The organism is Acinetobacter sp. AB03, from assembly GCF_058107045.1.
Map to the genome: position 1 here is coordinate 2,154,956 of NZ_JBUEBA010000002.1, position 24,906 is coordinate 2,179,861.

Here is a 24,906-nt window from a genome sequence, read left to right on the forward strand (position 1 = left end):
AAAGAGTCTTAGAATCTAATCAAGCATCTCTAATTCTTTTAATGCAATTCTCAGCGTCCGAATTGCGGAAGCACGAAAAATAGGATTTGTCCCATCAGCGGAAGGATTTTGATCTGTCCAAGCGATTGCTGCAAGACATTGAATGCCAACATAGAATAGAAATTTCATTTTAGGCACAGTCTGCTTATACGTACATTCCCAACCCTCTAAAAAAGCATTTCGTAATTCTAAATCAGAGAAATCTATATCCACCCAAATAATTTTAGCTAAATCATAGACCGCATCTCCAATACGAGCAGCGTCGAAGTCTATAATACCCGAAATTCGATTTTCACTGTCTACAAGGATATTTCGACCTTTATAGTCACAATGCAGTAAATGAAGCTGTGTCGGCTCACATATCGCTTTAGCGTATTTTCGTAACTCATTCAATTGGTCGCAAAACTCATGATAATCAGATGACAATGGATTTATACGTGACATCCATTTTGAGATCATTAATTCTAATTGTTGCTTCCACAATACCCAATGTGTTGATAAGCCATCACGATCTTGCCAGAACCTCATATTCAATATGCGCGTTTGTGGAAGCGCACGATGAAGTTCGCCCAAAGCTCGTCCTGCATTCCCAAGCAAAGAGATTTTCTGTACCCGCGTACAATTCTTTAATGCTTGATCGACTTGAGTACCTTCTATGGCACTTATGACAAGGATAGAAGAACCTTCCCATTCAAACTTATTTAATACCTTTGGTGTTAGTGGAAATTCTTTGAGAGCTTCTAAGATTTCACAGTAACGATCATTAGCCGTTTGAATATTTGCTATTTTGATAAAGACTTCTCCTTGAGAGGATTGCCCTTGATACACTGAAGCCCCATTTCTCTGTGTAACTAAATCTAACGTCTTTGCCTGAATCCTATGCTTTAACTTAGATAAATCTTTCATGCTGCCTAATTTCTGTTGTGAATAAAAATGATGATGAAATAACTAAAATTTTTATTTATAAATATTATAGTTCTCTATTCAACATAAATACCTTACCTTATAAAAAATAAAAGCCGATCACATGATCGGCTTTTATACAGTAAATTATATTTATCGCGCCATTAACGCTTCAATCTCTTCTACCGACTTCACCACTTTCGCAGTCAAATTCAGTGGACCGTTTTGGGTTGCTACGATGTCATCTTCAATACGAATACCAATACCACGCCATTTCGCATCGACCGTTTCATCATCAGGCGCAATGTACAAGCCCGGTTCAACAGTCACCACCATGCCTTCTTCATAGGCACGCCACACACCTTCTTGCTTATATGAACCGACATCATGCACGTCCATACCGAGCCAATGTCCTGTACCATGCATATAAAACTGACGGAAACTTTCCTTTTGGATAATCTCTTCAATATCACCTTGCATAATACCCAGATCAAGCAAACCTTGGACTAAAATGCGCACAGCAACATTATGTGGTTCTTTATACGAGTTCCCTACACGCACTGCGTCAATTGCGGCAAGTTGTGCATCAAGGACGACATCATAAAGTGCTTTTTGCTCAGGGCTGAACTTTCCATTGACGGGGAAAGTACGGGTGATGTCGGAAGCATAGTATTCATACTCACACGCTGCATCGATCAGCACCAAATCGCCATCTTTTAGCTCTTTGTTGTTCTCTACATAGTGCAAAATACAAGCATTTTCACCACCACCGACAATGCTGTTATACGACGGCACGCAGCCATTTTGCCCAAATACATAATTAAGCTCAGCTTCAAGAGCATACTCCATCATACCGGGCTTAATGGCTTGCATGGCACGAGTATGCGCTTGTGCGGAAATATCAGAAGCTGTTTGCATCAATGCAATTTCTTGTTCTGACTTAAACAAACGCATTTCATCTAAAATACGGTCTAGCTGTATCACTTGTGCAGGTGCAGCAGTCCCACGACGTGACTCACCATTGGCAGTCGTGATCCATTTTGCTACACGCGCATCAAATTCAGGCTGTTGCCCAATACGATAGAATAATTTTTCTTTGCTTAAGAGTTTTTCAATGATTTCTTCATCTAACAAATCTATCGCATACGCTTCGTCAGCTTCATATTCTTCTACCGCCCCATCCACACCTGCGCGGTAACCATTCCAGATTTCCATCTCGCGGTCACGCTCACGGCAGAACAAACTGTAGCTGTAACCGTCTTCATCGTCTTCGGCAAAGGTTTCAATGACTGCCACGGCTTCGGGCTCAGCAAAACCAGTTAGATAAAAGAAGCTGCTATCGGTACGGTATTTATAGTCTGCATCACGATTACGCATCGCCACTGGACTGGTTGCAATAATGGCAATACTGTTCGGACCCATTTGTGCAGCCAAACGGTCACGGCGTTCCTGAAAATCCACTTGCGTTAGTTTCATGTTTGATCTGTCTTTTTTATACCAAAGAATAAAGTTGCCACGCGCACCCTATCATGTACGCGCAGCAAGTCTTATGCCAATCAGCTTGGGCGATGCGGCGTAAACATTTCTACAACATTGTTCGCTTCTGTTACAGAACGGTCGATTTGTTGCTTGTTATGAAAGTGTTTAAGCAGCGAACTTTCCTCTACCGCAATCTTTTTGCGGCCTACAGATAAGCTCACAGGAATTAAACGTACAAACTCGTATAATTCTTGATAGCTTTGTTCACCCTCTTCATCATCATCGGTTTCTTCAAACTCAACTGCCGCGACATCTTGTAAATGTTCGATCAGTTCCATTTCATCTGGGCGAATATGACCAGACGCCAAACCAAAGCCCAGCACTACGCCTGCGCACCAATCAGCCAAAGCTTGTACACGGTCTGCCAGCGTATGTGTGTCATCGGGAAGTAATGGTAAATAGTCCAATTCATCGTCAGAAAGTGCATGTGCGACATCTTCTGCTTCATCGGCTAACAACGCCAAAGCTTCTTCGCTTAACTCTGGAATTTCCAAAGTCGTGAGGATGTGTTGCCACTCTTCACGGCTCGGTGCCTGAGTTACACAAATGATACCTGTGAGTAAACCATGTAACTCACTTGGGCTAGAAATCTCTTCAATTTTAGAAAAATTTGGCTGCCATTCTGACCAACCTGAAATATCGTCTTGCATTCGTTTATCCAATCTCTATACTTCTTATATATTACCTTTGTTTGCAGCACTGTGCGACCACGATATGTTAGAAGAATTACAGCGTCTACAGGCGCATATTGGCGTTTTAAAAACGCGACTTGCTCATTTTGAAAGTGAAAATAGCACTTTAAATGCAGCTAAACTGGATGCTGAAGAACAGCACCGTTCTCAAGTTGTGCAAAAAAATGGCTTAATTACCCAGAAGCAAGAACAAATTGATGATTTAACTGAGCAATTAAGCAGCGCTCAGACCCAATATCAACACTTAAACACTGATGCGACTGCTTTGGCCGATCGTTATAGTCGTTTGGAAAAAAGTTGTACGGATTTAAAAAATCGCTTTCAGGAAATCTTGGCTGAACGTAATGAATTACGTGCAATTAAAGAAAAAATGAACAATGATCAGCGTCAAGCTCAGCAAGAAATCCAAGCACTTCAGCAAGAACGTGAAAGATTGTTACAAAAAAATGAGCATGCCAAAGCTAAAGTCGAAGCCATCATCCAACGTTTGGCTGTTTTAGGCACAGAGCAAGATCATCACGCGCAAGAAATTCAACAACTTGCCCACCCTACTGAAGCTGGCGAGGAAGTTTAATTATGAGCGAACCAATTACCGTTGAATTACGTGTCTTAGGTCATAGCTTTCGTTTAGTCACAACGGAAAAAGAAAAAGCCGACCTTGAACGTGCAGCTCTGCTTTTAAATGATAAATATGATGAGTTTCGCCGTAAAGCGCCACGGGTAGAACCCAGTAAAATTATCATTATGGTGGCACTAGAATTAATGCAAGAAGTGTTGTCGATGAATAAAACACTACAAGAGTATGCACACGCAGAACGATTACTGGCAAATATTATCGATGAGGTTGCAGAACTTGTTTAAACTCGACTTAATTGAATAAAGTATCAACACTTACTCCAGTTGTTTACAGTTCGTAGCGGTGTATGAGTTGCCATCAGTGTGATATTCGTTATACTTAAGGCAACTCTGAGGTGTTCGCCAGCGGGTCTATTCCCCTGCCGATACTTAAACTTATGGATGTGTTCTGTATATTTAGAGTGTATGCCCACTTTCATGTGGGAAACCCAGCAAGTATACGTCGCGTCCACCTTGAACTCATCGGGTTCAGGGTAACGACACATGCAGCGGCATCTTCGGAGTACTTTATTTAGTTAAAAATAATAATTACATACATCGTTAATACTCTTTTATTTTTTAACTTTATCGTTTTCATCTTGTCTTCCAGTTACCAAACAAAATGATTATTGAATATTTCTATCTCTTTAAATAACGCTTTTATTTGGCTATTCAACCTTTATCAAGTTATTTTTCTATAGAGCAAAGCTAACCAGCCCTCAATTTTTAAAAATTTCCAAACAAAAACCTGACTTAGCTGAATGCTGCATCAGGTTCATTCAAATGATTTATTTTTTTAGCAAATCGATCCAATAATATGCTCTGCGTGACAAGTTGTGCCTTGCAAAGCTGTCAATTGAATCATTCCGCTTTGATGTGCAAGTACAGGGACTTCCATTTTCATGGCCTCCATAATCGCAACCACTTGCCCCTCTACTACCTGCTCCCCGTTTTCTACCTTCCAAGCGCTAATTACGCCATTGATTGGAGCAAGTAAGTGTTCAGCACTCACTGCTGTTTCTGTAGCTGGTTGGTCATGAGATATAATTGCAGGGTTTTGTGCAAACATGCCCGCAGGTAAGCCTAAACGATGTAATTTCCCATCAATTTCAATATAGCTGAGTAACATCGGCTGTTGATGATTCGGAATACTGCGTTTCGTTGGCTTTAAGTCCTGTTTAAAATCATTTTCAATCCAACGAGTATGGACATTAAATGTTTCGGTAAAATCAGCTTCATTTAATACAGCACGGTGAAAGTCTAAAACCGACGCAACCCCTTCAATTTTAAATTGCTTCAGCGCACGTTTAGCACGAGCAATAGCAACCTCACGTGTCGGGCCAGTGATAATCAGTTTTGCCATGAGCGAATCAAAATGACTCGACACCAAAGAACCAGTACGAACACCTGTGTCTACGCGTACGCCCTGACCAAAAGGTGCTTCAAATAAACTCAATACACCAAATGCAGGAATGAAGCCACGAGCAGGATCTTCAGCATTGATACGAAACTCAATGGCATGCCCTTGCACTTTCGGGGTTTCTTTGATTGAAAGTTCATGACCTTGAGCCACACGAATTTGCTCGACCACCAAATCGACTTTGGCCGTTTCTTCAGTAACAGGATGTTCCACCTGCAAACGGGTATTAACCTCTAAAAATGAAAGCTTTCCATCACGGCTCAGCAAATATTCAACGGTACCCGCACCGACATAGTTGGCTGCCTGACAGATATTTTTAGCCGAAGTTAAAATTTCTTCATAAATTGCATCGCTGATAAAAGGCGCTGGGGCCTCTTCAATCAGCTTCTGATTACGACGTTGTAGAGAACAGTCACGTGTACCTAAAACCACTACATTGCCATGTTGATCGGCAATCACTTGCGCTTCGACATGGCGTGGTTGATCTAAGTATTGCTCAACAAAACACTCACCGCGGCCAAAGGCAGCTTGCGCTTCACGTACAGCCGAATCATACAGCTCTTTTACATCTTCCAGTTTCCAAACAACTTTTAAACCGCGACCACCACCGCCAAATGCGGCTTTAATCGCAATAGGTAAACCAAACTGCTTTGCAAACTCGAGTGCTTCATCAGCATTATTCAAGGGGTCTTGTGTGCCTTGAACTAAAGGTGCGCCCACTGAAGCGGCTATCTTACGTGCTTCAATTTTATCACCCAACTTTTCAATGGCGCTAGGTGACGGCCCGACCCACTTTAAGCCTGCATCAATTACGGCCTGTGCAAATTCAGCACGTTCAGATAAAAAGCCATAACCCGGATGAACCATGGTCGCCTTAGATTTTTTAGCAACCTCAAGAATGGCTGGAATATTTAAATAGGTTTCACGTGCAGTTGCACCCGCCAGCCCCCATGCTTCATCCGCCAGTTCGACATGCATACTATCCATATCATCATCGGCATATAACGCAACTGAGCTAATACCCATATCACGACAAGCATGAATAATACGAACGGCAATTTCACCACGGTTTGCAATTAATAATTTTTCAGTAGTCATCATTCATTCTCAAAATCTGTAAATTCAGTCATTTTTTTAAATTTGATTTGGCAACCTGCTGGAATCTGCGCCACCAAGTCCCAATGGTGCTTCGCCACAGCCGCAATCACGGGGTAGCCACCAGTTAAAGGATGGTCATTCATAAACAATACAGGCTGTCCACTTGGCGGAATCTGTAAGGCACCAATACAAGTTCCCTCACTTTCCAACTCATGGGTAATTTTGCGTTGCAACGGCTGCTCACCTGAAAGTCTCAGTCCAACCCGATTGCTTTCATTCGTCACAAGCCAAGCTTGCTGACATAAGCGCTCAATGCTCTCCGCTTCGAACCAATCCGTTCGCGGTCCCATCACAATGTCGAGCTCAACCACATCGCCGACTTTGGGCAAGTGTAACTTCGCAATTTCGGTAATACTGATATTTGAAACTTCAACCTGTCCTTGATAAACCGTATCCCCCATTTTTATAGGTTCTGGCCCCAATATGGCCAAACTATCAAATGAGGCGCTATTCAGCACAGGCTGCACGTCGATACCACCACGAATCGCCAGATAATTCCTCAGTCCTGCCGTCGGTGCTTGAATCTGAAATTCATCACCTTCATCAAGGGCAATCGCCTGATAACTACCAAAGTCAGCCTTTTGGCCATCACTAAATTTCACGTGGATGTTTGAAATCGCTCCCGTAACCGCAATGACTGCGGACTGATGCATTTTGGCTTTCAAACCACCATTTAAAACTTCAATCACAGGCGTCGGAGTTGGGTTACCAACAATTCGATTTGCACTGTGCATCGCCGATACATCCATCGCCCCTGCAACACCAACCCCTATCTTGGTCTGGTTAAAACGCCCTTCATCTTGAATCAGCATCTGTAGGCTCGGTGCAGTTACCGTAAACAAAGGCATGGATTGTTTGGGCTCAACTGTACGAGTGACTTGCTGTGCTACGCTAACCGTGGTTGGTTGATGTGTGACATCTTCAAAATGGACCGTCATTCCTGGTAACAATAGCGCTGGATTTTTACGCTCTAGATCCCACATTTTTTCAACAGTCGTACCGATCAGCTGCCAGCCTCCCGGACTATCTTTCGGGTAAATCCCCGAATATTGTCCTGCCAGTCCCAAAGAACCCGACGGTATTTTTTTACGTGGTACGGCTAAACGAGGAATATCTGTAAAAGGTCGATCGGGACTGCTCATATAAGCAAAGCCCGGCGCAAAGCCAATAAAAGCCACATTCCAAACACTTTGACGATGCTTCAAGATAACATCAGCAATTGAAAGCCCTTGTAACTCTGCAACTTGAGCAAGATCTTCGCCCGTATAGCAAATAGGAATAATCAGCTCTTGGACATTACGCTCAACACCTGAACCAATTTTTACAGTCTGAATCGAAGTAACCAGTGTTTTAAAGGTGGTCTCGATTTCATTAAAAAATACCAAAATCGTTTTTGCAGCAGGGACTAAGTCTTTAATTCCATTCAATTGCATCGTGTGCAATTTATTGTACAACGCCAATGTTTCCTCTAGGCTGGCAAGCTCTATAAGAAAACAATCCGCGTTTACCGATAAAAAACGCATATGCCTATCCTTTTAATTGTTCTTTAGTGCCGCTTAACCCATCCATGCACGATCAGGAATGTCGGTAATCAACATATGACCGGGTGCATGGCTTATGGCAAAAGGAATTTTTGAGTTCATCACCGCTGCTTGTGGGGTTACACCACAAGCCCAAAATACTGGAATTTCCCCAGCCTCAATACGTGAAGCATCACCAAAGTCTGGCTGATTCACATCACGAATGCCTAAACCTTCAGGATGTCCAATATGTACAGGCGCACCATGCACACTTGGCATCCGTGCTGTAATTTTGACGGCATCCGCAATTTGATGGGATGGAATTGGGCGCATAGAAACCACCATATTGCCCGAAATACGACCCGCAGGCTGACATTGAATATTACTCAAATACATCGGTACATTGGTCTGATCATGGATATGACGAACTTCAATGCCCGCCTCCTGCAGTGCTGTTTCAAAAGAGAAACTACAACCAATTAGAAACGTCACCAAGTCAGGATGTGCATGATAAATGTCACTCGCATCCGTGACTTCATCGACCATTTCACCCTCTTTCCAGATGCGATAACGTGGAAAGTCGGTGCGTATATCTGAGTTTTCTGCCAGTCTTGTAGCATAAACACCTTCTTCTAACACGTCTAAAACAGGACAGCTTTGCGGATTGCGATGTGCATACAGTAGAAAATCATAAGCCCAATCTTTAGGCACCGAAATCATATTGACCTGCGTCATGCCCGCAGCCATACCCGCCGTTGGTTTGTCAAAGCCTGCACGGATTTTTAAACGTGCAGCTAAAGCGGCTTCAAGCTGCGCTGAATCGACTCGGATATCCTTATACATTGCGTAGTTCCTCATGCTTTAAGACAAAGGGACGAATTTCAATATGATGATTTAGCAGTTCAGCTTTAATCGCAGCCGACATCTCTAAAGCACCTGCGGTGTCACCATGTAAGCAAATCGTGTCCGCTTGGATAGGGGTAAATACACCATCAATCGACTCAACGCCGCCATTTTTCAACATAGACACCACACGGCGTGCCACAAAGGCCGAATCATGTAAAACAGCCCCGTCCAAACGACGTGAAACCAATGAGCCATCACTGTTATAAGCACGGTCTGCAAAAGCCTCAGATACAACCTTTAAACCTGCTGCACGTGCTTGCTCAACCAAGTGGGAACCAGCCAGTGCCACCAAAACCAGTTCTGGGTTATACATCTTGATAGCATCAATCACCGCAGCGGCCTGAGCGTGATCGTGTGCAATGGTGTTATACAGTGCGCCATGTGGTTTCACATATTGCACGTGAGAACCAGCCACTTTAGCTAGACCATCCAGTGCAGAGATTTGATACAACACATCGGCAATCAGCTCATCACGTGATACATCCATATTGCGGCGACCAAAACCGACGAGGTCTGGATAAGATACATGCGCGCCAATCGTGACATTTAATTCAACAGCTTTACGCAGTGTCTTTAAAATCCCCAGCGGATCTCCTGCATGAAAGCCACATGCAATGTTGGCACTTGTCACCACAGGTAGAATTTGGTCATCATTGCCCATTTTCCACGAACCAAAACTTTCACCTAAGTCACTATTTAAATCTACAAACATGGCTTAATTCCTTTATCACTTCACCGTCTACTGGCTTAAAGTTTGGTTAAATAATTAAAGACTGTGGTAAAGGACATATAGCCCATCCACCATGTCAACATACATGTGAGTACACCCAAAATAAGTAACCATTTTGGATAGTTATAATTCCCCATCATATCTTTACGGCAAGCGGCAACATAAACAAAAATAGTCAAACCAATTGGCAGTACCAAACCATTAAAACCACCAACGAAGATCAACAATCCAGCAGGGGTTGCGCCCAGTAGGACATACAGTAGTAAAGCTAAAGAGATAAATGTAATGGTGGTGTAGTTGGTTTGTTTTGGACTGAGGTTTTTCTTAAATGCAGTAAAGAATGAAACCGAAGTATAAGCGGCACCAATGGTGCTACTGATCCCTGCTGCCCAGAAAATCAGACCAAATAATTTATAACCAAAAGTCCCTGCGGCATATTGAAAAGCTTGCGCTGCGGGATTGGCATCATGGCTGGCTAAATCAATACTTGCACCACTCACCACCACGCCCAAGAAAGCTAAAAACAGCACATAACGCATGATGCCCACAACCACAATACCTTTGGTTGCAGCTCTTGCGACTTCATCAATATTTTCAGGGCCAACCGCGCCTTTATCCAGTAAACGATGGGCGCCTGCATAGCAAATATAGCCGCCGACCGTTCCACCGACAATCGTGGTGATGATGGCAAAATCAATCTGGTCGGGTGCAAACGTTTGATGAACAGCTTGGCCCACAGGTGGCATCACAATGACGGCAACAATGATAATCAAGATGATTTTGAGCAACCCCAAAACGATCATGCTTTTATCCATGGCCAAGGTGGCTTTTCTTGAAGCAAAAATTAAAATGGCTAAAGCACCACTTAAAATGCCACCCCATTTAGTGTCCAAACCAAATAATGCATTGAGACCTAAAGCTGCGCCTGCAATATTACCAATACTGAAGAAGAAGCCACCCAAAATGACCAGAAAAGCCAGTAAGTAACCACTGCCCGGCAAGGCTTTATTGGCAATATCCGAGGCACGCATTTGCGTCAGTGTTACGACACGCCAAATATTTTGCTGAACTACATAATCAATCAAAATAGACACGAGAATGGCAAAGCCAAACGCCGCACCTAATTTCACAGTAAAGACCGCGGTTTGAGTTAGAAAACCAGGTCCCATGGCAGAGGTTGCCATCATGAAGATTGAAGCAACAATGGCCCATTGGCGATCTGATAAAAAAGAAGATTTTAATAAAGACATATTTAATGCGTTCCTCGTCCATTTGAGCTTAATAACGCTATTTTCAAGTTGAACCAAGAACATCATTTTGCTTACAAATTCTGTTCTTAAATCCCTTTAACTGACAAAGATTCCCTGTTGCCCAACCAAAGCCATGGCGGATCAAATCTTCTATTTGAAATAAGAACATAGGCAAGCGCGATGAACAATACGACTTTTTACCTCCACTATTAAAACTAAATAACTGTATTTTATTGTTTTTTATTTATTAAAAGTCTAATGATAAATTTTACTTATCACACACGATAAGCTGCTTTTATAGTTTTTCAAACAAATTACGGTTTGAGATAAAGAAACGTCGCTTGTCAAAAAACTGCGTACGCCTCAATTATTTTTTAATTTTCTCAAGCAGTCTTTTCATTGCACTTTCAGAAACAGTGACTGCGACATCGGTTAATTTCTCTTTCAAGGCAGCATCATTTCCTTGCATATAAATCGAGGTGAAATGAAAGGTTTTGAGCTGGATCGGTGTATTTAAAATCTCTAAACGACCATCTGTAATTTCCTTTAGCGCCGTTAAGGTCGGCACAACGGCGATCCCCAAACCTTGCTCTGCAAGACGCAATAAGGTCGCAAGCGAATAACTGGTAATTGAAAGCGGCTCATCTAGTGCCTGCTCTTTCATTTTGGCCTTGAGCTCTTTATAGGGATAGGTAATTTTCGGGTAAGTTAAAATGGTATGAGACATTAATGCCTTAAACGACATTTGGCCCACACCACCTTTAAAAGATGGAGCTGCCAAAAAACTCAGTTCAAAGTCGCACAGCGCCTGCTCCACACACTCGAAAGCCAAAGTCGGACCCAGCAAAAAGGCCATGTCCAAATCCCCTGTACGCACACCTTCTTGCAAATTTGGGGTTAAATCCACCACAATTTCCACAGAAACTTTGGGAAACTCTTTTTGTACTTTTTCGATATATTCAACCAACCACGTATAAACGATCGTCTCAGAAACACCTAAACGAATTGTTCCTGTTAGGTGTTGATTTTCAGTCAGCTCAGCCACCAAATCGGTTTCCAAACGCATAAACTTTTCAGCATATTTAAACAGGGTCATGCCTTTATGGGTGGGTTTAAGCTGTCGAAAACTGCGATCGAGTACTTTAAAGCCTAAATCATTTTCAAGAGAGGTGATTTTTTGTGAAACGGCAGGTTGGGTCGTTTGTAATTTTGTGGCAGCCTTATTGAAACTATTTAAAGTCACAACCCAATAAAATGCTGCTAGATTTTTTAAATTCACCCTGAATCCTGCCTTTACTCCATCCCGCTTATAGTACGGCAGTTATCACTATTTTTTAAGTTCCTGTTTTATATAATTTCAAAATGACTCACAAGATGACGCTCATTAAAACTCTACCTCTTGCCCAATTACATCCATTTTGCATCTTTTAACCAATTGACTCGGCCTAACCCAATCAAGGCTATTTAAATCAAGTTGAATTAAGAAAAAACGCTTGAAAGGCTTAATGTTTATTCGCACTACTCTTCATTCCATCACGAATCATCATAAAAAAAGCACCTTTGTTTAAAAGATGCTTTTTAAAACTCAACTTAAAAAGAGACTGTAAAATCTAAAAGTGCTTATTTACTCTTCTGTAAGCGCAAAGCGTTTAAAACCACGGACAGTGAGCTCAGTGACATCGCCACCGCAGCGAACATTGGGGTGAGTAATAAACCCGTCAATGGATAGAAAATTCCTGCTGCAACAGGTACACCCAAACCGTTATACACAAAGGAAAAAGCAAGGTTCTGTTTCATATTACGAACACCCAGTTTCGCCATATGTAGTGCATCGGCTGCACCACGAATGTCGCCTTTAACTAAGGTGACTTGCGCGGTTTGTTTAGCAATATCAGTTCCGTTTCCCATGGCAATTCCGACATTGGATTGCGCTAAGGCTGGTGCATCGTTAATGCCATCTCCCGCCATCGCCACAATTTTACCCTGAGCCTGATATTTCTTCACGATCTCCAGTTTTTCAGTTGGCGTACAGTTGCCATAGACTTGTTGAATACCCAATTCCTTAGCCACCAACTGGGCATTTTGTTCATGGTCACCTGTTGCCATGACCACTTCAATACCATCATCAATCAACTGCTGAATTACTTGCTGGGCATTGACTTTAATCGCATCGTGAATAGCAATATAAGCCAGTACTTCTTGGCTATTGCTTAAGAAACTGATCACATTGCCTGTCGCACGCTGCTGGTTCAACTGGCTTTGCAAAGTATCATCTAAAGTGATGCCGAGCTGTTCAAGCAGCTTTTGGCTACCAATATAGAGGGTTTGCTCGCCAATCTGCCCTTTGACGCCAAAACCAGTCACATCCTCAAAGTCTGCCACTTTAAGCAATTGCTGTGCAGGAACTATTTGAGTCAAAGTCTGTGCAATCGGATGACTAGAATACTGCTCAATCGAGGCAATCCACTGTTCTACTTGTGCTTGTTCCACATTTGGGCTGAGCAACTGAATTTCTTTAAGACTCGGTTTACCTTCCGTCAGAGTCCCTGTTTTATCGACAATCAGCGTATTCACTTTACTTAAAGCTTCAATCGCCTCTGCATCTTTAAACAGTACCCCTTTTTGTGCCGCACGACCGGTGGTGGCCATCACTGACATTGGCGTCGCCAAACCCAGCGCACATGGGCAGGCAATAATCAGTACCGCCACCGCACACATCAGTGCCAAATCAAATTGTGCACCACCAAACACCATCCAAGCGGCAAAGGTCAACACACTAATCAGTAACACCACAATCACAAAATACTTGGCAAACACATCGGCCAAACGTTGTAACGGTGCTTTAGAACGCTGTGCTTCTGCCACCGTCTGAATCATTTTCGCCAAAGTAGTATTCGCCCCGACCGCCGTGGTTTGAATACGAATACTGCCTTGTTGATTGACCGTACCGCCGATCACCGTGTCATGCATTTGCTTTTTCACAGGTACAGGTTCGCCTGTCATCATGGCTTCATCGACATAGGTTTTGCCTTCCACCACCACACCATCTAGTGGAATCTGCTCACCCGAGGAAATTTGTAAAATATCGCCTTGTTTGACCATGCCAATATCCACTTCAACCACTTGATCGTTTTGAACCAACTTGGCTGTGTTGGCTTGCAGTTTGAGTAAGGCTTTGAGTGAATCTGCTGTCTTGGCACGTGCTTTCAGCTCCATGATTTGACCAAGCAAACTTAAAGATACGATCATACAGGCTGCTTCAAAGTACACTGCAACGCCATGCCCCGTTTTGGCTTCCATTGGAATCACACTTGGGAAAATCGTTGCCACCACACTATAGATATAGGCCGCCAACACCCCGACACCAATGAGGCTCCACATATTTAAGTTGCGGGTTTTATACGAGGTCCAGCAACGCTCAATAAACGGTTTACCCGCCCATAGCACTACAGGAGTCGCTAGGACCAACTCAATCCACGGCTGAATATGCGGTGAAATGAAACTATGAATATGTGAACCCATCGCCAGTACAAATACAATCAACGTCAGCGGCAAGGTCATCCAAAAGCGATGGCTAAAATCCACCAATTCAGGGTTCGGTGCATCATCTAAAGTCGGTTGCATCGGCTCGAGTGCCATACCACAAATCGGACACGTCCCCGGTCCCTTTTGTACAATTTCAGGGTCCATCGGACAGGTATAGTCCATATCAGCAGCCCCTTCAGGCACAGGACGCTGATCGGGTGGAATCAGATAAAATTCAGGATCTCCCTGAAATTTGTCTAAGCAAGAAGGATTACAGAAATAGTAGGTCTGTTGCTGATAATCAGTTTTTAACTCTGTATTTGGGTCAACGGACATGCCACACACCGGGTCAATAGACTCTGCTGACGCCGATTGAGTACTGTGTTCATGTTGATGTTTCCCACCACCACAGCAGCTACTTTTGGCAGCTTCTACTTTCGGCTTGGGTGTACAGCAACTGGCTTTGCTGTCTGCTTCTGTTTGCGGTTTGGGCGCACAATAAGACGTTTTTTCCTCAGCCACTTTCGAGGTCGAACCACAACAACCTGAGGCTTTAACTACAGAATCTGAACGTTCAGCCTTTACATAAGCCTCTGGGGTTGCAATAAACTTTTGCAAACATTTTTCACTACAAAAGTAGTAGTTTTGCCCCTGCCATTCAGTATGCGGTTTACTTAAGTCCTTGACGGTCATGCCACACACAGGGTCAATAAATGTGGTCTTCTCTGCATCTGACACAGGTTTTGATCCACAACCACAACCCTTAGATGCAACTAATGTGCCTTCCTCTTTCGCCTGAGAACATGCCTCAGCTAAATCTACTTTGGGTTTACTGCAACAAGCACTGGGCGCTTTTTCTGATGTTAAATAAGCCTCTGGATTGGCCGAAAATTTCTTTAAACAGCCTGAACAACAAAACAAATAACGAACTGCTTGATGCTCATACACATGAGGAGAGTCTTCTGCGACCGTCATCCCACAGACAGGATCGATATTCACCACCATCGGCGCTAATTTCTGTTTAGAACAGCAAGACATTTTGTGTTGCTCACTCATTCTGACTCACCTTTTATTTTTTGATTGTGTTAGCATAAAGTCTGTACCTAGGTACTGAGTCAAGCCTTTTGGAGATTATTTTATGCTCACTATCGGCAAGCTGGCAAAACACTGTCAGGTGAATGTGGAAACGATTCGTTATTATCAGCGAATTGGTCTCATGCGCATTCCTGAAACCACACAAAACTATCGTTATTACAGCCAACAAGACATTGAAACCTTAAGCTTTATTCAAAAAGGCAAAGATGCGGGCTTACAGCTCAGTGAAATTCAAGATCTATTGCATTTGCAACTGGACGATCGCGAAAAAGTCCGTCATGTGATTCAGCAACGACTTGAAAAAATTGATCAACGGATTCAAGAGCTGAATGCTTTGAAACAACGTCTTTCAACTTGGGTGGATGAATGTAAAACCACCACTGACAGTTGCTGCCCAATTTTGCAAGAACTGAAAAAAGGTTCAACGGCTACGCCATAAACAGATGCCATCTTTTAAATTTGGCGCTCACTTTAACACTCACTATTTCGATACTCAGGACTGCGTTCACCATGTCGATTGAACTTGCCCAACTCAGAAAACAGCTTCGCAAACAACGCAGACAAGTTTCCGCCTATCAACAGCAGCAGTCCGAATTGCAAATTTTACAACGTTTAAGACGTGTGCCCGAATTCAAACATGCCACCCGTATTGGGATCTACCTACATGCTTTTGGGGAAATTCAGACCCATAAAATCATTGAATATTGCTTTCATCAAAAAAAGTCGGTGTATTTACCGATGATTTGCAATATGAATCAGCGCTTGGTGTGGGTCAAAGTTTCACGCAATCAATTTCAAAATAAACGCTTTTCACACCATCCGCTAGGTATGCAAGAGCCTATGGCAACACGTGGTCAGCACGTTTCACATTTAGACCTGCTACTCATGCCCTTATTGGCTTGTGATCCTTATGGCACACGCATTGGCATGGGCGGTGGTTTTTACGATAAAACCTTGGCTTCTGCACGCTATCACCGTCCATTTCGTCTTGGTTTGGCTCATCACTTCCAGTTGGTGCCACAGCGCTTGATTCGAGAAAAATGGGATCAACCTTTAGATGGACTGCTGACCCCTCAACAGCATTTACGCTTCAAGCGCTAAAATTGACATTTTTGACTGTTGAGAATACTTAAAAATCACATGTTTAGTCATTTTTTATACAATTTATTTTGACCTGCCCTTGTATTTTTTAAAATACCCATCACTATAAAAAACATGGCAACACCGTTGTCACTCATTAGGAGTGCCCATGTCTGAAATTATTATGAATCAAGAAACCTTAGAGCCTCAGGTTCCAAGTGTATTACCACTTTTAGCGTTACGTGATGTGGTGGTGTATCCATACATGCAAATCGCGCTATTTGTAGGTCGTGAAAAATCGATCAATGCAGTTGATGTGGCTCGTAACAGTGACAATCTAGTATTTGTAGTTGCTCAAAAAGATTCTCTTTCAGAAGAAATTGATCACGACAACTTATATCAATACGGTACTGTCGCGAAGATTGTGCAAGTTGTGAATCATGAAAATGATGAAAACTGTATAAAAGTATTAATTGAAGGCTTGCATCGTTCAAAGCTAGAAAAAATCATTGATGAAAATGATTATCTAACCGCAGAACATGCGCTTAGCCCAATGTCAGTCCACATTGACGAAACAACGCAAGAAACACGTGTTCAAGAATTACGTGCCCTGTTTGCACAATACGCTGAAGCAAAACTACGTAACGCACGTGAACTGATTGCTGCAGCGAACAAGATTGACGATTTACTGCAATTGTTATTCTTCGTAGCGACCCGTGTTCCACTGAATATTGATGTAAAGCAAAAATTCCTCGAACACGATGAGTTCGAAGCACATCTACAAGAACTGATGACGTATTTATTGCAACAATCTGAAGAACAACAGATTGAGCAAACTTTACATGACTCAGTGAAGCGTCAAATGGAGAAAAATCAACGCGAATACTTCCTCAATGAAAAGATGAAGGTCATTCAGCGTGAGCTTTCTGACATGAATGGCGGCGCGGAAGATGACGTTGCCGAAATTGAAAAACGTCTTGCCGAAGCTGATTTGCCTGAACACGTGCGCAAAAAAGCTGAAAGCGAATTCCGTAAACTCAAAGCAATGCAACCTGCGTCTAGCGAAGCGGCTGTGGTGCGCAATTATATCGAGGCCATCTTAGATACGCCTTGGAATAAAGCTAGCAAAGTCAGCATTAACTTAAGCAAAGCGCAAGAAATTTTGGATACCGATCATTACGGCTTAGATGACGTGAAAGATCGTATCGTGGAATATTTAGCGGTTCAATCTCGCGTGAAAAAACTCAAAGGCCCAATCCTTTGTTTGGTTGGCCCTCCAGGTGTAGGTAAAACTTCACTGGGTGAATCGGTTGCCAAAGCAACAGGTCGTGAGTTTGTACGTATGGCACTCGGTGGCGTGCGTGACGAGGCGGAAATCCGTGGTCACCGTCGTACCTATATCGGTGCGATGCCGGGTAAAATTGTGCAGTCATTAACGAAAGTTGGCGTGAAGAACCCATTGTTCTTGCTCGACGAAATCGACAAGATGGCACAAGACTACCGCGGCGACCCTGCGTCTGCGTTACTTGAAGTACTCGATCCATCACAGAACAGCAAGTTTAACGATCACTATTTAGATCTTGATCTGGACCTGTCTGAAGTGATGTTCATCTGTACTGCCAACAGCATGAATATTCCAGAAGCATTGCTTGACCGTATGGAAGTGATTCGTCTACCGGGTTATACCGAAGATGAAAAAGTCAATATTGCTGAGCGTTACCTTGTTCCGAAAGCAATGAAGAACAATGGTCTACGTGCGAAAGAATTGACTGTTCACGAAGAAGCGATTCGTGACATCGTGCAACGTTATACACGTGAAGCGGGTGTTCGTAGCTTAGAGCGTGAAGTGTCTAAAATTGCCCGTAAAGTTGTAAAAGAAGCGGTCAGCAAAAAGGCAAAAAACCTGCAAGTTGATGTGACTTCGGCCAATCTTCCAGATTACTTAGGTCCACATAAGTTTGACTTTGGTATGGCGGAAGATGAAGCACAAGTCGGTCGTGTTAACGGTTTGGCTTGGACTTCAGTCGGTGGTGAGTTGTTGACCATCGAAGTTGCAGCGGTCAAAGGTAAAGGTAAATTCATTACCACGGGTTCACTCGGCGATGTAATGAAAGAATCGATTACTGCTGCTATGACTGTCGTGCGTACCCGTGCAGATGAATTGGGTATCGAGTCGACACGTTTCGAAGAAACCGATGTTCACGTTCACTTACCAGAAGGTGCAACACCAAAAGATGGCCCTTCTGCAGGTTTAGCGTTAACAACTGCATTGGTTTCTGCTTTCACAGGCATCCCAATTCGCCCTGATATTGCCATGACAGGTGAAACCAGTCTCGGTGGTCGTGCAATGCGCATTGGTGGCTTGAAAGAGAAACTTCTGGCTGCACACCGTGGTGGAATTAAGCTGGTCTTCATTCCTCAAGACAACGTCCGTGATTTATCTGAAATCCCTGACAATGTTAAAGAAGGTTTAGAGATTAAAGCGGTGAAGTCGATTGATGAGATTTTACCACTGGCGTTGACCTCTATGCCTGAGCCTTTGGTCAAAGCACCAATTGTCAAAGCGGTCGATGAAGGCAAAAAAGCTGCACGCCACTAATTCCGCATCGTAAAGAGAGAGCTTCGGCTCTCTTTTTTATTACAATTTACTGTAGATAACACCACACATCTTTATGCTTTTATTTCCTACAATAATTTGATCAAGGGATACATGTAGGACAACTAAAATGAAAAACCCGATTGGTTGGTTTGAAATTTATGTGGATGACTTATCTCGTGCCAAACAATTTTATGAATCTGTTTTTAATATTCAATTAACTGAATTAACCCCACCAGCGGATGATAACTCACTGCAAATGTGGGCTTTCCCGTCAGATATGCAAGCCTATGGCGCTTCAGGTGCACTGGTGAAAATGCCAGGCCTATCCGCAGGAGAAAACAGTACCTTAATCTATTTTTCATGTGATGATTGTGCGAATGAAGCGAGCCGGCTTGTTGAGTCTGGTGGAAAAATTCATGAAGCAAAAACTGCCATTGGTGAATATGGTTTTATTGTGCTGGCCTTTGATAGCGAAGGAAATATGATTGGCCTACATTCCATGACGTGAAACGGATGAAACTCCAAATTTTTGCCTAGCTTGTTTGATTTTTTGTATTAAACCTTTTCCACTATCATCCATCAGACTTGAAAAATCGATAAAAAGCCCGATATAAATAATAAGAACAGATACGCGCTGTATGTTTCTTTTTATTGATGATTTGAAATTGCATGGTCATCTGATTCTCCAGACGGATGACCTTTTATCGCAGTTCTCGCTACTTGGGAACTGCGTTTTTTATTGCTCAAAATACATTAAGGTTTCAATAAATGCTGTACCAGCCCATCGATCACATTCGCCATTTTGGTCAAATTCAACGTCGCTAAGCGGTCTGCTTTGGTATGGTAGTGACCATTTCGATAAAATGCCGTATCGGTAATCATGACTGCGGGAATATCAAACTCCCAATAATTCAAATGATCTGAAAAATCAAAAGCATTGGCAAAGCTTGGTGCAACCAAACGCTGACATTCTAATTGATCAAGTTTCTGCATCGCTGCACAATATCCTGCGCCTAAATCACGTGAACTGACATTACTCACTGTAGCAATAAAATTACCATGGGTTGGATAAATCCACTTTAAGCCCACAGGATAGCTTTGGATGGTTTGTTCGCTAAAGAACCCTATCATTTCTAAAATATACACACCTTTAATCTTATCTTTTTGTGACTGAACTGATTTCGCATGCACATAGCTGCCCATTTGTTCAGTTTTAGAAAACGGTGGTTCTTCTAAACTATAGAACACAAAGTCCACATTGTTGGGTAGTTTAGCCTTTTGCTCTGCCAAAATACGTGCCGTTTCAATCACGCCGGCAACACCAGAGGCATTGTCATCTGCACCATCTTGATCGCCAAAGACGTCATAATGCGCCCCAACAATCACGCGGTCTGCCCGTCCGACGTTTAAACTACACACTACATTTCGGTAAATTTGCTGATTGGCCGTAAAGTTTTGATAGTGACACGGAACGCCCAATAAGCGCATTTGTTCTTTGATCCATGCAGAGACACGGTTCAGTTCATCAAGGTTTTTATAGTTACGTGCTTTGCCCTGACCAATCACTTGCTCCAAATAGACTTGTAGGTTTTGTTCATCAGCCATTTTGACGTTGCTTGCAAATACCTGCCCTGTGAAAGTACCTAGTACAACAATCAACAAAAAAGCCTGTTTTTTTAAAGTTTTGAGCCACATTGTTATTATTCCAAGTATTTCTTATTCCTCTCATCTGTTGAATTAAGCAACATTAGTTCAGTGAATTCAATTGCATTTTGTTTCGTCTCACTGCAAAGCCTTGCTTTCACCGTTATAATGAATCGTCTCCTTATACATGACCCATTATGAAAATCCGTATTCTGACCATTGGTCAAAAAATGCCTGCATGGGTACTGACTGGTTTTGAAGATTATTTCAAACGTATTCAACCTTTTGTGCAAACGCAGATTATTGAACTGCCAATGGCAAAGCGCGGTAAAAATGATTCAGAAGCAGATATTTTAAAATACCGTCAAATTGAAGGTGATAGCATTTTAAATGCGATGAAAGGCAACGAAGTACTGATTGCTTTGGAAGTCGGTGGTCGTGAGTTTAGCACCGAAAAACTGGCAGAAACCATGAAAGGATGGATGCTTGAGGGTAATGATATTGTACTGGCAATTGGTGGGCCTGACGGTCACTCTGAAGCAGTACGTAAAGCAGCTGCTTGGCATTGGTCTTTATCCAAACTGACCTTACCTCACCCGATGGTTCGCGTGATGCTGATTGAACAACTCTACCGAGCGATGAGTATTAACCATAATCACCCTTATCATCGTGCAGGTTAAGCTCAAGTATTGTTCTTTTTTTGGAACAATACGTTGATATTTCCCCCATTACACAGATGATAAGAATCTGACAAAATTCTTTTCATCTTCCCTTATTAGGCTTTCACAATGAACTTACAAACGCTACCCGGCTTATTCATTTCTCATGGCTCACCCATGCTTGCGTTGAATCCAGAGCAAGTTGGGCCAGCGTTACATCGTTTGGGTCTAAACTTACCGACACCACAAGCAATTGTGATTATGTCCGCGCACTGGGAAAGTAACTCACTTGAAGTAAGTACTGGAGTCCGTCCTGAGACATGGCATGACTTTCGAGGCTTTCCTGCTGAGCTTTATGACATTCGCTACCCAGCACCCGGTCAACCTGTTCTAGCTGAAGAAATTCTACATTTATTGGCAGAAGCGGGTTTTTCAGCTCATGCAAACAGTACTCGTCCGCGTGATCATGGCGTTTGGATGCCTTTAATCCATATGTATCCAGATGCAGACATCCCTGTGGTGGAAATTTCACTCCCGATGAATCTGTCGGCAGAGGAGATTTATAAAATTGGACAAACACTTGCACCACTACGCGAGCAGCAGGTCTTGCTCATTGGCTCAGGGAGTATTACCCATAACTTAGCCGAGTTGTCTTGGCATGGTCAGTCACAAGCGGTACCTGAGTGGGCATCGACATTTCGTAATCATGTCGTCGCGAAACTTAGCCATCAGGACTTTGACGCCATTTTAGACTGGGAATCGATTCCTTTTGTCCGTCGTAACCACCCAACGTTAGAACACTTTGCCCCAATATTTTTTGCGATGGGTACAGGACATCGTTTTAATATTGTGCATAGTAGCTTTACCATGGGTGCACTGGGCATGGACATTTACCGTTTTGATTAATGTATAAATTTTACTTATATATTAACAAAAAAATATTTATGGATATATTTTGAAACCCAAAAGAACTGAATGTATCCATTCTTTTAAAAACAACATCGGATATCATGTATCTTGTTATTTTAAATCAAGAACTTGTAACCCATGAAATTAAAATATTTAGCGATTGTCCTTTTCCCTCTCGCACTGGCTGCTTGCCAATCATCTGATATTCAAAAAGTAGGAGATTTGGCTGTGTCTGTACTACAACAACAAAATGCAGATCAAACACTCGCAAACTATCATTGGAGCGCGAACACCGCAGATGCGCCTAAACCTTTGGTTTTAAACTTTGACAAAAAAGCAGGTCGCTTAGGCATTGCAACCAGTTGTAACGGTATGGGGACTAGTTGGAAAGTTGAAAATAATCAAATTGTGACGGGTAACCTGATGGCGACTCAAATGGCATGTGAACCAAAAGCCATGGCTCAGGAAGGCGTCGCAGCAGATTTATTTGACAACCGTAAAGCACCGTTTGTTTTAAACCTAAATGATCCTGATGCGCCAACACTGACCGTGGTATCGGCAAAAGGTGAAAAAATTGTATTCACAGGTAAACAAACCGCTGAGTCGAAATATCAAAGCCAAGGTGAAACTGTTTTCTTAGAAATTTCACCAGAAACTAAAACATGTTCTACAGGTGTTGCCCGTATGGAATGCCTACAAGTTCGTGAAATTAAATATGCTGAAAATGGCGTAAAGACACAGGTCGATAAAGACTGGACTTTATTCTATAACCACATTGATGGCTTCACTCATAACCCTAAAGAGCGTCAAATCGTACGTGTTAAACGTTTTAAAATTGCCAACCCTGCAGCGGACCAATCAAAATATGCTTATGTTCAAGACATGATTATTGAACGTGAAGCAGTAAAAGGTTCATTGTAATCGTTCAATGACCTAGAAAAAACCGAGGCCTCAAGCCTCGGTTTTTTATTGGGATTTTTCTAAGTGTATATAAACTTAGAATACGCCTTGAGCAAGCATTGCATCTGCAACTTTTACAAAGCCTGCAATGTTGGCACCATTTACATAGTTCACAGTACCATCTGCTTGTGTACCGTATTTCACACAGTTACGGTGAATTTCTTTCATGATCGCATGTAAGCGCTCATCGACTTCTTCAAAAGTCCAACCCAAACGCAAAGCATTTTGTGACATTTCTAGGCCAGAGGTCGCAACACCACCCGCGTTGGATGCTTTACCTGGTGCGTATAAAATTTTCGCTTCAACGAATTTTTCGACTGCATCTAAGGTAGAAGGCATGTTTGCCCCTTCAGCGACACAAATCACTCCATTTGTAAGGAGTACTTCAGCATCCGCCTGATCTAACTCATTTTGAGTTGCGCATGGCAATGCGATATCACATGGAATAGACCATGGACGCTGACCTTCTAAGTATTCAAAGCCATGCTTAGACGCAAACTCAGAAATACGACCGCGCTTCACATTCTTCAGTTCCATCACTTCAGCAAGTAAAGCATCGGTAAAGCCTGCTTTTACATATACCGTACCCGCAGAGTCAGACAATGAAACGACTTTTGCGCCTAAGTACATTGCTTTTTCAGCAGCGTACTGCGCTACGTTACCCGAACCAGAAATCGCGACTGTTTTACCTTGGAAGCAGTCGCCACGGGTTTTCAGCATTTCTTCAGCAAAATACACTGTGCCGTAGCCCGTTGCTTCAGGACGCGCCAAAGAACCACCAAAGGTCAAACCTTTACCCGTAAACACAGATGAAGTGTCATTGCTCAACTTCTTCATCATGCCAGCCATATAACCCACTTCACGGCCACCCACACCAATATCACCCGCAGGGATATCCGTATTTGAACCTAGGTGACGGTATAGCTCAATCATTAGCGCTTGGCAGAAACGCATAATTTCGCCTTCAGACTTACCCTTAGGATCAAAGTCTGAACCACCTTTACCACCACCCATTGGCAGTGTGGTTAACGCATTTTTAAAGGTTTGCTCAAAGCCTAAGAATTTTAGGATCGATAAATTCACCGATGGGTGAAAACGCATACCACCTTTAAATGGACCAATCGCCGAGTTGTATTGAACACGGAAAGCACGGTTTACATGGGTTTGACCTTGGTCATCCACCCATGAAACACGGAATTGAATCGCACGCTCTGGCTCAACCAAACGCTCTAGCAAACCGTGGTCTGCATAACGAGGATTTTTTTCAATGAACGGCCAAAGGCTGGTCATGACTTCCTCTACCGCTTGTAGAAACTCGGGTTGATGTTCATCACGTGTTTTCACGTAATCTAAAAACTCATTAAGGCTGTTATATTTCAACGCTTAATCCTCAGCAGAAAATGGATCAAAATTGGTCAAATTTTATAAACAATGTTAAATTTTGGCGCAAACAATTAAATATCTTTTACCAACAATTCACAACACATTTCTATAAAAAAACATATTTATCATTTATATAACAATTATTTATATAAAATATACCTAGAAATTTGTTATAAAAAAACACCAATGAAAACACAGGCTTAAAATCTTTTTTTGCTCAAAAATGATGCAGTTAATGAACCATTTTAGAACACAGGATTAATCAAAAAAAACATGGTAA

At 42.5% G+C, this 24,906-nt stretch carries 20 protein-coding genes, 1 other RNA gene and 1 pseudogene; 10 read left to right on the plus strand and 12 right to left on the minus strand.

Annotated features, from left to right (window positions below):
- Positions 1-15: 15 nt before the first annotated feature.
- From ACY3FQ_RS10970 to ACY3FQ_RS10980, 3 genes are all read right to left on the minus strand, one after another.
- Positions 16-945 (minus strand): aminoglycoside phosphotransferase family protein, encoded by a 930-nt coding sequence (locus ACY3FQ_RS10970; RefSeq protein ID WP_151836211.1) that lies wholly within the window; start codon positions 943-945, stop codon positions 16-18.
- A gap of 150 nt (positions 946-1,095) precedes the next feature.
- Positions 1,096-2,418, minus strand: coding sequence for a Xaa-Pro aminopeptidase (pepP, locus tag ACY3FQ_RS10975; RefSeq protein WP_151836210.1), 1,323 nt, complete (start codon positions 2,416-2,418; stop codon positions 1,096-1,098).
- Between the two features lie 80 nt (positions 2,419-2,498).
- The gene (locus ACY3FQ_RS10980; protein ID WP_151836209.1) at positions 2,499-3,131 is read right to left on the minus strand and encodes a UPF0149 family protein; all 633 of its coding nucleotides are present in this window, start codon (positions 3,129-3,131) and stop codon (positions 2,499-2,501) included.
- A 64-nt stretch (positions 3,132-3,195) separates the two neighbouring features.
- Between ACY3FQ_RS10980 and ACY3FQ_RS10985 the strand changes: the two genes are divergently transcribed.
- The 3 genes from ACY3FQ_RS10985 to ssrS all read left to right on the plus strand — a co-directional run bounded on the left by ACY3FQ_RS10985 (position 3,196) and on the right by ssrS (position 4,317).
- Positions 3,196-3,747: a hypothetical protein gene (locus tag ACY3FQ_RS10985; RefSeq protein WP_010326327.1), complete on the plus strand. Its 552-nt coding sequence runs from the start codon at positions 3,196-3,198 to the stop codon at positions 3,745-3,747.
- 2 nt (positions 3,748-3,749) lie between these two features.
- Positions 3,750-4,034, plus strand: a complete 285-nt coding sequence (locus ACY3FQ_RS10990) for a cell division protein ZapA (protein ID WP_151836208.1) — start codon at positions 3,750-3,752, stop codon at positions 4,032-4,034.
- Between the two features lie 99 nt (positions 4,035-4,133).
- Positions 4,134-4,317, plus strand: a non-coding RNA gene (gene ssrS / locus ACY3FQ_RS10995) — 6S RNA.
- A 267-nt stretch (positions 4,318-4,584) separates the two neighbouring features.
- Here ssrS and ACY3FQ_RS11000 read toward each other — a convergent pair.
- From ACY3FQ_RS11000 to ACY3FQ_RS11030, 7 genes and pseudogenes are all read right to left on the minus strand, one after another.
- The gene (locus ACY3FQ_RS11000) at positions 4,585-6,306 is read right to left on the minus strand and encodes an acetyl/propionyl/methylcrotonyl-CoA carboxylase subunit alpha (RefSeq protein WP_171500563.1); all 1,722 of its coding nucleotides are present in this window, start codon (positions 6,304-6,306) and stop codon (positions 4,585-4,587) included.
- Positions 6,306-7,889, minus strand: a complete 1,584-nt coding sequence (locus tag ACY3FQ_RS11005; protein WP_195728798.1) for a 5-oxoprolinase subunit B/C family protein — start codon at positions 7,887-7,889, stop codon at positions 6,306-6,308. The genes ACY3FQ_RS11000 and ACY3FQ_RS11005 overlap by 1 nt, the downstream gene beginning before the upstream one ends.
- A 33-nt stretch (positions 7,890-7,922) precedes the next feature.
- Positions 7,923-8,729 (minus strand): putative hydro-lyase, encoded by an 807-nt coding sequence (locus tag ACY3FQ_RS11010; RefSeq protein WP_151836205.1) that lies wholly within the window; start codon positions 8,727-8,729, stop codon positions 7,923-7,925.
- Positions 8,722-9,504, minus strand: a complete 783-nt coding sequence (locus tag ACY3FQ_RS11015; protein ID WP_151836204.1) for a LamB/YcsF family protein — start codon at positions 9,502-9,504, stop codon at positions 8,722-8,724. The genes ACY3FQ_RS11010 and ACY3FQ_RS11015 overlap by 8 nt, the downstream gene beginning before the upstream one ends.
- Before the next feature lie 35 nt (positions 9,505-9,539).
- Positions 9,540-10,794 (minus strand): annotated as a pseudogene (locus ACY3FQ_RS11020) (NRAMP family divalent metal transporter).
- 345 nt (positions 10,795-11,139) lie between these two features.
- A complete protein-coding gene (mumR, locus tag ACY3FQ_RS11025) occupies positions 11,140-12,051 on the minus strand; it encodes a LysR family transcriptional regulator MumR (RefSeq protein ID WP_151836202.1) in 912 nt (303 codons plus the stop codon).
- Positions 12,052-12,392: 341 nt separating this feature from the next.
- Entirely contained in the window at positions 12,393-15,353 is a 2,961-nt protein-coding gene (locus tag ACY3FQ_RS11030; RefSeq protein WP_151836201.1) for a heavy metal translocating P-type ATPase, read from the minus strand.
- 82 nt (positions 15,354-15,435) lie between these two features.
- Between ACY3FQ_RS11030 and ACY3FQ_RS11035 the strand changes: the two genes are divergently transcribed.
- The 4 genes from ACY3FQ_RS11035 to ACY3FQ_RS11050 all read left to right on the plus strand — a co-directional run bounded on the left by ACY3FQ_RS11035 (position 15,436) and on the right by ACY3FQ_RS11050 (position 19,579).
- On the plus strand, positions 15,436-15,831 hold the full coding sequence (locus tag ACY3FQ_RS11035) for a MerR family transcriptional regulator (RefSeq protein WP_151836200.1): 396 nt from the start codon (positions 15,436-15,438) through the stop codon (positions 15,829-15,831).
- Positions 15,832-15,902: 71 nt separating this feature from the next.
- Complete coding sequence (locus ACY3FQ_RS11040) at positions 15,903-16,493, plus strand: 5-formyltetrahydrofolate cyclo-ligase (RefSeq protein ID WP_151836199.1); 591 nt, start codon at positions 15,903-15,905, stop codon at positions 16,491-16,493.
- A 148-nt stretch (positions 16,494-16,641) separates the two neighbouring features.
- Positions 16,642-19,071, plus strand: a complete 2,430-nt coding sequence (gene lon / locus ACY3FQ_RS11045; protein ID WP_195728797.1) for an endopeptidase La — start codon at positions 16,642-16,644, stop codon at positions 19,069-19,071.
- Positions 19,072-19,198: 127 nt separating this feature from the next.
- Positions 19,199-19,579: a VOC family protein gene (locus tag ACY3FQ_RS11050; protein WP_151836198.1), complete on the plus strand. Its 381-nt coding sequence runs from the start codon at positions 19,199-19,201 to the stop codon at positions 19,577-19,579.
- A 245-nt stretch (positions 19,580-19,824) separates the two neighbouring features.
- Here ACY3FQ_RS11050 and ACY3FQ_RS11055 read toward each other — a convergent pair whose 3' ends face one another.
- Positions 19,825-20,766, minus strand: a complete 942-nt coding sequence (locus ACY3FQ_RS11055) for a M20/M25/M40 family metallo-hydrolase (protein WP_287167060.1) — start codon at positions 20,764-20,766, stop codon at positions 19,825-19,827.
- Between the two features lie 146 nt (positions 20,767-20,912).
- On the opposite strand from ACY3FQ_RS11055, the gene rlmH reads away from it, so the two are divergent.
- The 3 genes from rlmH (at position 20,913) to ACY3FQ_RS11070 (ending at position 23,204) form a co-directional block, all read left to right on the plus strand.
- Entirely contained in the window at positions 20,913-21,395 is a 483-nt protein-coding gene (gene rlmH, locus ACY3FQ_RS11060; RefSeq protein WP_004980899.1) for a 23S rRNA (pseudouridine(1915)-N(3))-methyltransferase RlmH, read from the plus strand.
- Between the two features lie 108 nt (positions 21,396-21,503).
- Entirely contained in the window at positions 21,504-22,280 is a 777-nt protein-coding gene (locus ACY3FQ_RS11065; RefSeq protein WP_287167062.1) for a dioxygenase family protein, read from the plus strand.
- Between the two features lie 141 nt (positions 22,281-22,421).
- Complete coding sequence (locus ACY3FQ_RS11070; RefSeq protein ID WP_287167063.1) at positions 22,422-23,204, plus strand: DUF4377 domain-containing protein; 783 nt, start codon at positions 22,422-22,424, stop codon at positions 23,202-23,204.
- 75 nt (positions 23,205-23,279) lie between these two features.
- Here the strand turns inward: ACY3FQ_RS11070 and gdhA are convergent, their stop codons facing one another.
- Positions 23,280-24,623: an NADP-specific glutamate dehydrogenase gene (gdhA, locus tag ACY3FQ_RS11075; RefSeq protein ID WP_087010569.1), complete on the minus strand. Its 1,344-nt coding sequence runs from the start codon at positions 24,621-24,623 to the stop codon at positions 23,280-23,282.
- Positions 24,624-24,906 lie beyond the last annotated feature (283 nt).